Origin of the sequence: Pseudomonas sp. lyk4-R2A-8, assembly GCF_030209095.1 — a bacterium.
Taxonomy (GTDB): Bacteria; Pseudomonadota; Gammaproteobacteria; order Pseudomonadales; family Pseudomonadaceae; genus Aquipseudomonas; species Aquipseudomonas quebecensis.
Window position 1 is genome coordinate 46,312 of record NZ_JARVSS010000019.1, and the last position, 12,594, is coordinate 58,905.

General features: G+C 62.2%; 12 protein-coding genes. 1 reads left to right on the forward strand and 11 read right to left on the reverse strand.

What is annotated here, in order from left to right; translation table 11 throughout:
• Window positions 1-96 precede the first annotated feature (96 nt).
• The 3 genes from QRN10_RS18880 to QRN10_RS18890 all read right to left on the reverse strand — a co-directional run bounded on the left by QRN10_RS18880 (window position 97) and on the right by QRN10_RS18890 (window position 2,992).
• Window positions 97-681: a hypothetical protein gene (locus tag QRN10_RS18880; RefSeq protein WP_285428881.1), complete on the reverse strand. Its 585-nt coding sequence runs from the start codon at window positions 679-681 to the stop codon at window positions 97-99.
• Complete coding sequence (locus QRN10_RS18885; protein WP_181081426.1) at window positions 678-1,250, reverse strand: RNA polymerase sigma factor; 573 nt, start codon at window positions 1,248-1,250, stop codon at window positions 678-680. The genes QRN10_RS18880 and QRN10_RS18885 overlap by 4 nt, the downstream gene beginning before the upstream one ends.
• Before the next feature lie 101 nt (window positions 1,251-1,351).
• Window positions 1,352-2,992, reverse strand: coding sequence for a vWA domain-containing protein (locus tag QRN10_RS18890; protein WP_285428882.1), 1,641 nt, complete (start codon window positions 2,990-2,992; stop codon window positions 1,352-1,354).
• Between the two features lie 216 nt (window positions 2,993-3,208).
• Here QRN10_RS18890 and QRN10_RS18895 point away from each other — a divergent pair, with 216 nt between their 5' ends.
• On the forward strand, window positions 3,209-5,365 hold the full coding sequence (locus QRN10_RS18895) for a M10 family metallopeptidase C-terminal domain-containing protein (protein ID WP_285428883.1): 2,157 nt from the start codon (window positions 3,209-3,211) through the stop codon (window positions 5,363-5,365).
• 9 nt (window positions 5,366-5,374) lie between these two features.
• On the opposite strand, the gene QRN10_RS18900 is transcribed toward QRN10_RS18895, so the two are convergent.
• The 8 genes from QRN10_RS18900 to lepB all read right to left on the reverse strand — a co-directional run bounded on the left by QRN10_RS18900 (window position 5,375) and on the right by lepB (window position 12,584).
• On the reverse strand, window positions 5,375-6,025 hold the full coding sequence (locus tag QRN10_RS18900; protein WP_181081423.1) for a DUF799 domain-containing protein: 651 nt from the start codon (window positions 6,023-6,025) through the stop codon (window positions 5,375-5,377).
• A complete protein-coding gene (locus QRN10_RS18905; protein WP_094066098.1) occupies window positions 6,022-6,384 on the reverse strand; it encodes a DUF4810 domain-containing protein in 363 nt (120 codons plus the stop codon). The genes QRN10_RS18900 and QRN10_RS18905 overlap by 4 nt, the downstream gene beginning before the upstream one ends.
• Window positions 6,385-6,413: 29 nt before the next feature.
• Complete coding sequence (locus QRN10_RS18910) at window positions 6,414-7,094, reverse strand: CsgG/HfaB family protein (protein ID WP_034136417.1); 681 nt, start codon at window positions 7,092-7,094, stop codon at window positions 6,414-6,416.
• A gap of 40 nt (window positions 7,095-7,134) precedes the next feature.
• The gene (locus QRN10_RS18915; protein ID WP_181081421.1) at window positions 7,135-7,716 is read right to left on the reverse strand and encodes a hypothetical protein; all 582 of its coding nucleotides are present in this window, start codon (window positions 7,714-7,716) and stop codon (window positions 7,135-7,137) included.
• A gap of 164 nt (window positions 7,717-7,880) precedes the next feature.
• Complete coding sequence (locus tag QRN10_RS18920) at window positions 7,881-8,498, reverse strand: hypothetical protein (protein ID WP_285428885.1); 618 nt, start codon at window positions 8,496-8,498, stop codon at window positions 7,881-7,883.
• 55 nt (window positions 8,499-8,553) lie between these two features.
• Window positions 8,554-11,142 (reverse strand): autotransporter family protein, encoded by a 2,589-nt coding sequence (locus QRN10_RS18925; protein WP_285428886.1) that lies wholly within the window; start codon window positions 11,140-11,142, stop codon window positions 8,554-8,556.
• Between the two features lie 342 nt (window positions 11,143-11,484).
• Entirely contained in the window at window positions 11,485-11,802 is a 318-nt protein-coding gene (locus QRN10_RS18930) for a hypothetical protein (protein WP_285428887.1), read from the reverse strand.
• On the reverse strand, window positions 11,799-12,584 hold the full coding sequence (lepB, locus tag QRN10_RS18935) for a signal peptidase I (RefSeq protein ID WP_285428888.1): 786 nt from the start codon (window positions 12,582-12,584) through the stop codon (window positions 11,799-11,801). The genes QRN10_RS18930 and lepB overlap by 4 nt, the downstream gene beginning before the upstream one ends.
• Window positions 12,585-12,594: the final 10 nt, after the last annotated feature.

Here is a 12,594-nt window from a genome sequence, read left to right on the forward strand (position 1 = left end):
TCCAGTCTTAAATTGCACTTACTAGCCAAACAGCTAGGTATTGCAAACCCAAGATACAAAGAGCCTCTCAGGTTTGCAGAGGCTCCAAGGACCGAATCAATGCTTGCGCATCATCTCCAACCGCGCCGGCAAATCCTCCTGGGGAAAGCGCTGGTGCAGCGCCAGGAGTTTTTCATCCGCCGCTCGGGTTTGGCCTGCTGCGCGCAGGTTCACAATTTCCTGCAACCCTTGCTCCAATGTCGGCAACGCCGGCGGCGCGCGCTTGCTCAACGGTTTGGCCGCTGGGGCCTGGGCCAGCGAGCCGGTGATTTCGGCCTGGGCACTCTCGGCCTTGGGTGCTACAGCCATACGTGCCATCGGCGCAGGAGCGGGTGCCGGAGGTGGAGCTTGGTCGTGGAGCGCCGAGAACGTCGCGGGGGACACTTCGGGTTGCGGCACCGGCGAGCGCATGACCACGCCGATCATCAGCGCAACACCGGCAACCGTGGCGAACGCCATTTGCCAGCGTGGTCGTTGGCAGGCCTGCAGCCAGCGTTGCCACAGGTTCGGTTGCGGCGTCGGGGCCTCGCGGCGGGCGGCGTTGAGGATGAAGGCATCGAGGGACGCGGGCGGCTCGCCGGTGACGTGTTGACGAAAATGCTGGAGCAGTTGGTCGTCAGGTGTGTGTCGGGGGTCAGTCATACAGGTACCTCCTCAGCCAGCAGGCGACGCAGTTTCTGCTGGGCGTAGCGCAAGCGACTTTTTACGGTTTCCAGCGGGGTTTGAGTGAGCGCGGCGATTTGCGGTACTTCGAGGTCGCCATGCAGGCGCAGCAGGAACACTTCGCGCTGGTCCTCGGGCAAGTCTTGCAGGGCCGCGTCGAGACGCGCCTGGTCGCGGCTCAGGCTCAACTGCTGCTCGGGGCCGGGGCCGTGGTCGGGCTGGGCATGCAGTTGCTCATCGTAGCTGTCGTGCAGCGGGTTGTGGATGCCGTGCTTGCGCCAGTGGTCGATCAGGCGGTTGCGCGCAATCTGGAACAGCCACGTGCGAAAGCTCGCCCGGCCTTGTGGCGAAGTGGCGCTGCGGATCAGGCTGAGCCAGGTGTCCTGGTAGATTTCCTCGGCCAACTCGGCCTTGTTGCTCAGGGACACGAGGAAGCGATACAGGCCTTGGCGATGCCGGGCGTACAAGACTTCGAACGCAGCGGCGTCACCGGCTCGGTAGCGGGCCAGCAGCGCTTCGTCGCTGGAGGGGTCATCTGGAACAGCCATGTAGGGGGCGCACTCCTTTTGTAAAGTTAACGCGGTTCAAAGGTAGGAGGGAGCTTGCTCCCGATGGCGGTGTATCAGTAACAAATATGTTGTGTTCGAGCTCAGGGCTTGAGGCTTTGGGCCAACTCCACCAGTTGCACGAACTCGTTGCGCAGGCCGAACGGGTCGTCGCCCCGCGCCGAGCGGGCCAGTGCGGCGGTGTCTTTCAACGTCATGCCGCCAGTGTAGCGGCCATCGCCCTTGAGTTGCTGGGCGAACGCAGCCACTGCCGCCGCAAAGCGCAAATCGTCGCTGCCCTGGGTGGTTTGGCCAGGGATTGGCCGTTCGATCAAGCGGCTATCGCCACCTGCGGCAGGCTTGTAGCGCACGCGCAGCATCGCCAGTTCATCGGCTTGCCCCTCGGCCGCAGGCGCGCCGGCATAGCGTAGCGGTTCCAACCAGCCTTTCTCACCCTTGGGCACAATTTCGTACAACGCGGTGAGCGTATGGCCGGCGCCGATCTCTCCCGCGTCCACTTTGTCGTTGTTGAAATCCTCACGCTTCAGGGCACGATTTTCGTAGCCGAGCAGGCGATATTCACTGACCCGCGCCGGGTTGAATTCCACCTGCAATTTCACATCCCGCGCGACCACCGCCAGGGTCGAGCTGAGCTGGTCCACCAGCACCTTGCGCGCTTCACGCAAGGTGTCGATGTAGGCGTAGTTACCATCGCCGGCATCGGCCAGTTGCTCCATCAGGTGCTCGTTGTAGTTGTCCACGCCAAAGCCCAAGGTCGTGAGGGACACACCGCTTTTTCGCTGCTGCACGGCCATCTGCTTGAGGCTGTCGAAGTCGCTGACGCCGACGTTGAAGTCACCGTCGGTGGCCAGCAGGATGCGGTTGATGCCGTTGTCGATAAAGCCTTCGCGGGCCATCTGGTAGGCCAGTTCGATACCGGATGCGCCGGCCGTGGCGCCACCGGCGGTGAGCTGGTCGATGGCGGTGCGGATCGTAGCCTTGTCGCGCCCGGACGTAGGCTTGAGCACCACGCGGGACTCGCCGGCGTAGACCACCAGCGACACGCGGTCCTGCTCGCGCAATTGATCGACCAGCAATTTCAAGGTGCTTTGCACCAGCGGCAAGCCTTCGCGACGGTCCATAGAGCCGGACACATCCACCAGGAACACCAGGTTGGCCGGGGCCAGCTGCGCCACGGCGCGGTCGCTAGCCTTGATGCCGATACGCAGTAACTGGGTGTGCGGGTTCCACGGGGTGGCGGCGACTTCGGTGGTCACACCGAACGGTGAGCCATCGGTAGGCAGCGCATAGTGATAGGGGAAGTAATTGACCATTTCCTCCAGTCGCACGGCACCTTCGGGCGGCAGGCTGCCTTGATTGAGGAAACGCCGTACGTTGGCGTAGCTGCCGGTATCGACATCGGCGCTGAACGTGGACACCGGCGTTTCAGCCACGCGGTGCACCGGGTTATCCGCCAGGTTGGCGTAGTGCTCACGGGGTTCGCTGCGGTAGTCCATCACCTTCGATTCCTGCATCGCCAGGCGGGCGGGCATCGGCGCCGGCATCGGCATGGGCTTGCTCAGTGCGCCTTGCACGGTGTCGGCTTCCAACCGCGAGACCGGGCCCGTGTCGGCGGGTGGCGTCACATCCTGGGAGGACGGCACTCCACAACCGGTGAGCGCCACCATCAGGGTAACGACAAAGCCTTGGGTAGCAGGACGCAGGAATAGCGAAGGACGGGACATGGGCTGAACCTCAAGTGTGAATGATCCGTTCACAAGGTCAGACGCACGTCATAAGGGGTTCGGGTTAAATCGCAGAACCGGCGACGTAAGCCTCCACTCACACTTGGTTAAACACGCGACGTGAACCAGGATTATCCCAAGACCACCTATCGGAAGCCCCGCTCCCTATCAGACGTTTGCGAACAACAGGGAGCCTTATCAACCGGAACCGACAACATGACGTATATAAGCCAGAGGACCGCACGCTCGGTTGACTATGCTGGCGATGCCTCGCCGTCTGCCACACCGCGCAAACCCTCCTACAGCACCGATCAAGCCGCTGACCAACTGCTGCGCATGGGCCGGCATTGGAGCGACAGTAATCTGGATGGCACCACCCGCCTGTCCTACCGATTCTTTACCCCCTCGCAAGCCAACCACCGCACGCCCGCCGGCGCCAATGAGTTCAGTACCGTTCAAAAGCAGCAGGCCAGGCTGTCCATGCAAGCGTGGGCCGATGTGGCGCGACTGTCGTTCACCGAAAAGGCAGCCGATGCCGAAGGGCACCTGGTGCTTGGAAATATTGCCGACAGCGGCTTGTCGGCGTATGCGTCCTACCCCCCAGGCGCGCTCGAAGGTGCACATGCCTGGTTCGCATCGGACGGCAAGAACCGGCCTTTTTCACACGGCAGTTTCAGTCAACATTTATTGACTCATGAAATCGGCCACACCCTCGGCCTCGCCCATCCTGGTCACTACAACAACAGCGGCAGTTACGCCCAGCACGCCCGTTATGCCGAGGACACTCGCGCCTATAGCGTCATGAGCTATTGGTGGGAAGGCCACCGAGGGCACGGTCACCGAAAGAACCAGCAAACCTACTATCCCAGCGCACCGATGATGGATGACATCAGCGCCATTCAGAAGCGCTACGGCGCCAATCTCACTACCCGCGACACCGACACGGTCTACGGCTTCAACTCCAATTCCGGGCGCGACTTTCTCAGCCTTCACTCAGCAGCCGACGCGCCGTTGTTTTGTGTATGGGACGCGGGTGGCAACGATACGTTGGACTTCTCCGGCTTCCATCACGACCAGATCATCGACCTGCGGGCGGAGCATTTTTCCGATGTCGGCGGCATGCAGGGCAATGTGTCGATCGCCAAGGGCGTGACCCTGGAAAACGCCAGCGGCGGCGCAGGCGACGACCATCTGATCGGCAACCATGTGGACAACCGCCTCACCGGCGGCCGGGGCGCCGACACGCTGACCGGTGGGCGTGGCCGCAACACGTTTGTCTACACCCACGCCAGCGATTCCACGGTGCAGCGGCCGGACCTGATCATGGATTTCAAGAGCGGCCAGGACACACTCGACGTGTCCGCCGCATTGAAAAACGCCAACGTCAACGGCCTGACGTTTGTCTGGCGCTTCAGCGGCCGTGCCGGCGAAGCGGTAATCGACTACAACCCGCAGACCCGCCTGCACAGCCTGGCCATTGACCTGGACGGTTCCGCGCAGGCCGACCTGCTGATCACGAGCCACGGGGCAATCAAGCCTGGGGACGTGATCAGCCATACAGCGCGGGCTCCCGCGACGCCTATGCCACTGATTCCGCAGGCACCCGCCCCTGCCCCTGCATTGGCGATTGCGTCACAGAACGTACCCAGCGCCGCCCTCAAAGGCACGCCCATGCACATGTCCGCGAAGGCCGTGGGCAGCCTGCGCGAGGTGAGTGTGATGCGTGACTCATGGGGGTACGAGCGCGTGCATCAGCGCTCGCTGGGCACGGGGTCGCTGATCGATGGTGGCAACAGCGTGCTGACCAATCAGCACGTGCACGCGGCACTCGCCAAGGGCAGCAGGCTGGAACTCTGGTTAGGCTGCGAGGAAGACAGCAGTGGTCGGCTAAAGGTGGCGCGCAAGGTGCCGCTGAGCGTCACGCCCCAAAGCAGCGACGCGCGGCTGGATTACGCAACACTGCGCGTGGACCTGCCCGCCGAGGCAAAAACCGCGCTGGCCCGCCAGTTCACGCCGCTCAGGCTGGCGACAAACCACAGCGCCCTGCCGGGGCAGAAGATCTTCATGCCCAACCACGGCCAGGCGTCCCTTGGCATCTCATTCCTGAACGCCAGCGGCCAGCCGACCACGCTCAAGGCCTACCACCAGGACAGCGTCGGGCAAACCTCGTTCTACCATGATGCCTTTAAGGTTCCCGGCACCTCCGGCTCACCGCTGATCAGCGTCGAGACCGGCGAAATCGTCGCGCTGCACAACGGCTCGATTATCGGCACGGTGGACGGGCGCCGCGAATCCCTGGGTCATGCCACACCCATCGACCTGATCCAAAGTCACCGCGAGGCCCTGCAACGTCCTTCCAGCAGGCCGACCTGACGCGCCGGGTCAGTCCGTGCCGTACTTGGGGTTGCGCGGACCATACAGAATCCCCGCTCGTTGCCCCGGCGACAGCAGGCGCGCGCTGGTGATACCGGCAATCGGGTGCGCGGCGTCGGTAGAGCTGTTGATCACCTGCTTGACCGCCGCGGTGATCAGCATGCCGATCAGACCACCGCTGTTGTTGTTGCCTTCTTCGCTGGAAGCGCGTGCGGTGCCGGTCCACAGGGTGGTGCCGGTGCGCAGGTCCACCAGTTTGGCCGAAGCGGTCACGGCGGTGTCGCTGGAGATCAGCATGTACTTGGTGCCGTACTCGGTGACGGTGATGTACAACGCCGCGTCCGCGCCGAAGATGTCATGCAGCTTGGTCGGCGGCACTGCCTGGATATCGTTGGCGGTGGTCAGGCCGTTCTGGCGGAAGGTTTCGTCCACCAGAGCAATCGGCAGCACGTAGTAGCCAGCTTCGGCCAGCGGGTACGTCACCTGCGACACCAGGCTGTAGGACGCCTGCACTTCCGGCGACTCATTGAGCGGCGGCAGCACCAGGATTGACTTGGGCCGCGCTTGTTTATACGCCGAGTAATCGACGGTCTTGGGGGCCGCGCAACCGCCGAGCAAGGCCAGGGCCAGCAGGGCGCCGGTGAGTTTTAACAGGCTCATTTAGTCGCGACTCCGGTCTTGGCGTTTTTCAGCAGAAAGTCCATGTAGGCGGCGGATTCGGGGAACAGCGCCTTCTCGGTGCGAAACTCCTGCACCATCTGGTCATCCTTGCCCATGCTCAGGTACAGCATGCCCAGGTGGGCGTGGTAACCCGGCGGCGCCTTGCGGCCACTGGCGTTGATCTTCTGCAGGTCGCGCTCCAGTGCTTCCACCTGTGCTTCCTTGGGCTCGCCCTTGAAGTATTCGTAGACCTGCGGCTGGTAGCTTTCCCATTGATACAGGGGTTGGGGCGCCGTCTGGCACCCGGCGACCGCTGCGATTGCTGCCAGCATCAGCGCTGACTTAACTGCCTTGCTCATCCGTGTACTGCTCCTTGAGGTGCTGCTGATCAGTTGCGCGGGTTCCAGGCACCGGCGTTGATGCCGTCGACCAGGCGATTGATCGCTTCGCGCATGGCCAGGTCCAGGACCTTGCCATTGAGGGTGGAGTCGTAGCTGGCGGTGCCGCCGAAGCCGACCACTTCACGGTTGGACAGTGCGTACTCACCGGCGCCCTGGGTGGAATACACCACTTCGGAGGTGTTGATGTTGACGATATTCAACGCGACTTTGGCGTAAGCCACCTGGGTCTTGCCACGGCCGAGGATGCCGAACAGCTGGCGGTCGCCGGTTTCTTTGCGGCCGAACTCGGTCACATCGCCGGTCACTACATAGTCCGCGCCCTTGAGCTTCTGCACGGTGCCTTTGATTTTGGCTTCCTGGGAAATTTCGCCCATGTTGTCGCGGTCCAGCACGCTGAAGCGGTTGGTCTGCTGCAAGTGGGTGATGAGGATGGTCTTGGCCTGGCCGCCGAGACGGTCGACGCCGTCGGAGAAGATGCCGCGCATGTAGCTGGAGCGGTTGTCGAACTTGCCCACGGCAATCGGCACACGCACGCCGGAATAGGCGACGTTGGCGCTGGCGACTTGTTCCACCGGCATCGCGCGGTTGCTTTCGGTGGCGCAACCGGCCACGGTCAGCAGCGCTGCGGCGGTGAGGCCGGACAGCAGGGTTTTGCAGAGTGTTTTCACAAGGTGCTCCTAAGTGGAAAATCGGGTGCAACCGATAACGCTAGCGGGACGGAATGTCGCGCAGGTCATCGACAATGAAACGGCTCAATAAACCGGTATAGAACGTCTCGACGCTGGAGTTGCCCGTGTTGGTCAACACCCCGGCCAAGGTCTTCATGTTCTGCCAGTCACCTTGGTATCCGCGCGGCATCAGCCCCTCGCGCACCTGGGAAAAATGCAGCACCTCGGCACCGGCCTTCTTGACCTTCACCTGGTAGTTGAAGTCGACACTGGCGAGGATGGTGTTGTCGTCAACGATGGTCGTGATGAAACCGCCCTTGGAGTCTTGAATGCGACGGGTGTAGACCACGTTCACATCCAGCAGGTAATCGGCTTTGTCTTTGCTGGTGGCGTAGCGCTTGGCCTTGAGCAGACGGTCGACCAGATCGACGCCCAGTTGCTGGCGCACTTTGTCATCGGGCAGGAAGCGTTCGTTCTTGCCCACCACCTCCACATCGAAGGTGTCGAGCCAATACGTGGCGGTTTTGGGAATGGTCACCGGCGCCGGCGAGATGTAGTAATCCGGCTTGGAGGCGCAGCCCGCCAGGAGGCAGACGGCGAGGAACACGGCAAATGCGCGCATGTCTGAATTCGTCCCTGAAAAGTATCGTGCTTTAAACAGTGGCGGCATTTTACGGAGTTGAGGGGGGTTCTCAAGATGTTTCGTGCAGGAGTGAGCTGGCTCGCGAATAAACAGAGAACACCGCAGGCATTGAACATGCCTGCGGTTTGGTTACCGACCTCAGCTCACTTGATCAGGTCCGGCCGAGAGGCCTTAAGCATGGCCTCGTTGACCGCGCCCTGCACGGAACAGGTGATCATGCCTTTGCTGGTCTTGGCCAGGTCACCGGGCGCGGGTTCGACCATCAGGATCCGTTCGGCCGTATCGGTAACCAGCTTGCCCGCGGTGTCGCCGCCCTCCGGCACCCAGGCCGATTGCTTATGCGACCAGATCTGCGGGCGGGCATAGATCCCGTTGGCCTTCTCCAGTTCGGTGCCCGGCGCTTTGCTCAGCTGTGCGTAAAGTGCGTCGGGCGCCTGCTCGGTGTAGAAGCCCCAACCGATGATGCGCGAGCCCATCAGGTCCTGGTCTTCGGAGAAAAAGCCGGTCAGGGTTATGCCGTCGAGTGTCAGCGGCGTATCGAACATCCAGCGTTGGCCCATATCGGTCTTGGTGCCGCCGCTGAAGGTGAGCTTGCCGCTCTCCAGCCCATGGGGCACACGCTCCTTGAGGCCTGGCTGGTTCACCACCGCCAGGGAGTTCTGGTCGCACGCGAGGAAACCTTGCAGGGCCGGTGCTGCGGCGAAGCTGCTGGTGCAGGTCGCCAGCGCAGCGAGCGATATGAACAGACGATGCAGTTTCATTGAAAGCTCCTTGAATCCAAAAAAGCTTAGGAGCGAGCTTGCTCGCTCCTCGCAGTTAAAAGGCGTAGCGCGCCTTGAGCATCACGCCATCGGCATCAAACCCACTGCGCGCCTGGCGGGTGTAGCTGGCGCCGACGGTGAAGTCCGACACTTGGTAGTTCACGCCGACGCTGGCCTCATAGCTGTCACGCGCCACCGACGCACCGGTCACGGTAAACGCCGAACCGCCGGCCACGAAGCTGGAGGTTTGCGCCACGCGATCGCCCATCAGGTCGTGGTAGGCCATCAAGGTCGCTTCCGGCTGCAGGCTGCCCGCGCCCATCGGCAGGTGGCCGGCCAGGCGTACGCCGGCGCCCAGCTCGCCCACTTCGTAACGCTGCGAACGAGTGCTGAGGGAGGCCGATGAACCTTTCTCGTCGTAGCCATCCATGCGCACGTTGGAATAACGCGCAGCCACACGCGGCTCGATCACCACTGCCTGCGACGGCTTGAAGCTGTAGCCGCCGATCACACTGGCCGACAACACATTGCTGTCATAGCTGCCCTTGGCGGTGGTGCCGGCGATGTGGCGCTTGCTGTCGTTGTCGTTGTGGCCATAGCTGAGGCTGGCGTCGGCGAACCAGTTTTGCAGCGACCAGTTACCGTACAGCGACAGCGCGTGGCCTTCGACGTCGGTCTTGTTGCCCAGGTCGGAGTGGAGGTTGGAATTGAGGTAGCTGTACGCCACGCCCAGGATTGTGGTGTCGTTCATACGGCCATCCACGCCGACCGCCATGCCGCTGCTGTTGGCCGAGTAGCCGTTATCGCCGCCACGGCCATCCTGGTCCATGTTGCTGCTCAGGCCCTGCACCCACACGCCGCCGACCTGATGGCTTTCACGCTGGTCGGTGAGGCGGTTGAAGATTGCACCGTTGACCACGGTTTGACCGGACAACGCCACATCGAGGGCGCCGCGGTTGACGTCCGGCTTGAGCTGGTCACCCACCTGCGCCAATTGCTGCGCGGTGCCGGCGTTGGCCAGGGCCTTAAACACTTGGTCGTCCTGGCCGAGCTGGCCGAGTACGCCGTTCTTGAACGTGTTGACCGCCGTGGCCGACGCCGCACTGGCGCCCACAGCGGCCAGGTCCTGCTGCACTTGCTGGTTGTCCTTGACCGCCACCACGGCCTTGACCGTTTGCGCATCGGCCGAGTAGCTGAGCACGTTGAGCAACGACGAAGAACTGGCCACGGACAGCCCATTGTTTTGCACGCTGGTGGCTTGCAGCAGGGTGTATTGGGTGCCGTTGTGAGTGCGCGCGAAATCGCCCGGTTGAGCGCTGACCGTCAGCTTCGACGACGGCGCAAAGCGGGCGACGCCGTTGACGGTGAGGTATGGCGTGGTCGGCACGACGCTGTCGGACAGGTGCATATCGATGCCCGCGCCGCTGGCGACGTTGAGGTTGCCGGTGATGGCGGTACCTGGGGCAGCGAGGTTCAGCGAGCCGGAATTGACCGAGACGGGGGCGATGATGCGCTTGCCGCTGAAGTTGGCCTGGCCGTCGATGTTGACCGCGTTGAGGTTGAGCAGGTCGCCGACGATATTGCCGCCAGTCCAGTTCAGGGCAGCGAGGTTGGCGGCGTCGATGGCGGTGCCGGAGTTGCTGCGGATTTCGCCGGCTTGTTGGTTGATTTCAAACGTCGCGACCTGCTTGGCCACATCGACCTGAATCGCTGTGCCGTCCGCTGCGATGAGGCCACGGTTGACGATACCGCGCGCGCCCGTGGCGCTGTTTTGCGCAAAGCTGGCGCCGGAGAAGTCGAAGGCATTGGCAGATGCGCCCTTGGCTTCAATGGTGCCGGTGTTGAGGATGTAATCGACGGTGCCGGCATAAAATGTCAGCCCCTTCGCCTCATTGCCATTGGCGGAAATCAGTCCGCTGTTTTCAATCCGCAGGGGGTTGGTGGCGGTTTCCACTTCCACGCCCCAAGCGCCGTCGCCTGTTGCGGTGATCGAACCCGAGTTGAGCAGCTTGCCACCGATAGTAGTCGGCGTTCCGCTGTTGACGTCGAGGACCAAGCCAATCGCATCCGGGCCGGCCATATCGATCACACCGGTGTTGGAAACATCACCCGCAATGGTAGTGCCATGCAGGTAAATGCCTTCACCGCCGCCCAGGTAACCAGGAGTCGTTACAGTACCCACCGGTGGCGTCGAGCGGATAGTGCCGGAGTTGATGACGCTGCCGCCAATCGTGGTGGCGCCGATCTCAAGCCCTTCATAACTGCCGTTGCGCATCAGAACGTTGCCCGCCTGAATCACATCTCCCGTGACAGTGCCGGGGTTCAAATTGGCGGGGCCCGTCCAGAACATCGGGTCGATAGCGATTGCACGAATAGTGTTGCCTTGTGATTCCAGCGTGATATCTGCGCGATTGATCAACGAACCCTGGATATGAGTATCGGCGACACCCAGCCCGGCTGGGGGCGAATGGGTCGGCGTGGTGATCTGCGTGGTCTGCCCGGTGAGGATCAGCGACTCGTTGTAGGTCTCGCTGACAAACTGGGTCTTGCCTGCGCCAAGGTCAACTTCCACCGCCAGCACCTGCGTGCTGATTGCGCCAACCATGATTGCCAACAGACTTTTCTGGAACGGCTTACGCGTCATTTCAAACTCCATGAACTACAGGTCAAAGCCGCCAACAGGCCCGGCGGCAGTAGGTGTATCGAACGACGGGATCAAAGGTCCCGGATGCATGCCCTCGGCGCGTTTGCCGAACGCGCAGGCGCGCGCCTTAGCACCGCACAAGGCAGTGGCGAAGAAGGGAATAAAGGGGGGAAAAGCTCACATCAATCCTTAATGTCTTTGAAAACGCTGCAGTCCATGCAGCCCGACCGCGCGTGGGTGGGCGCGGTAAAGACCTTCAAATGTACGAAAAGGTTCAGGACTGTGTCGGAAAGTTGTGCGGTCGGTCACACGGTGATGAGGTAAGGGCGTTTGCCGTGCGGTTTACATCCCGGCGTAATGGCGCCCAGGCTCAACCCACAACACGCCAACCAGATAGGCGGCCGCCGCCGCGAGCAGCACCACCGCCGCAAGCCGGCTGGCCATGAACCGCAGCGTTACCCGCCCGGTTCGAGACCGCTCGAACACAAACGCGAACAACAGCCCGACGCCGCACCACACAAAGCCCGCTGCCGCCGTGCCCACTACCGACGAACTGCGATCCAGGTAGACCCAGGCCAGCATGAACGCACCGGCGCTGGCGAACATCACCAGCAGGCACAGCCACTGCACCACTCGGCAACCCATACTCGAAAACTTCATGGAAAAGTCGTCCCAATGCGCGCGCGCTCTTTCGAGAACCAGATGCCGGTGACCTTGCCCACTACGTCCTCCACCGCAACCTGGCCCATGAAGCGGCTGTCGTTGCTGTTGTTGCGATTGTCGCCCAGTAAAAAGACATGACCCGGCTCGACCTTGATCGGCGCCATTGCCTGCGATTGCGGCCCTTTCACCCGGTCGGCCGGTGCGTGAAACAGCCCAAGGTTTTCACCGTTATGAATCAGCTCACCGTTCACGATGGCTAACGTATCCCCCGCAACACCCGCCACCCGTTTGACCGCTTCGGTGCCGTTCCAGCGATACACCACCAGATCCCCCACCTGCGGCGCGCCGACTTGCAGGTCGGCGATGATGTAGTCGCCAATGGACAGCGTCGGAACCATCGAGCCCGACGGAATGTAATAGTTCTTGAAGCCCAGCAACGGCACCCGAAAGACATCCAGCATCAGCACGAGGATCAGCACGCCGCCGACGTAGAGAGCATGAACACGTTTACGCGGCACATTGGGCGCGCCGCTGTAGCGACGGGCCAATACGGCGGACACGATGGCGGAAGTCAGCTTGACCGTAATGACGAACGCGAAGAAGGCATACAGCCCAAGCGGTGTGGTGATCCACCCCAAGGCGCCCATCAGCGCGACCCCGCCCAGTAACAACGCGGCGACCCGCATGCCCCACTGAAGGCGGCCTACATACACCAGGCCCCAGCCGGGTATGAGACAGGCCATCAGGAAGGCCTGGAGGGAGAATTTTGCGGGTTTCATCAAAGGTCCT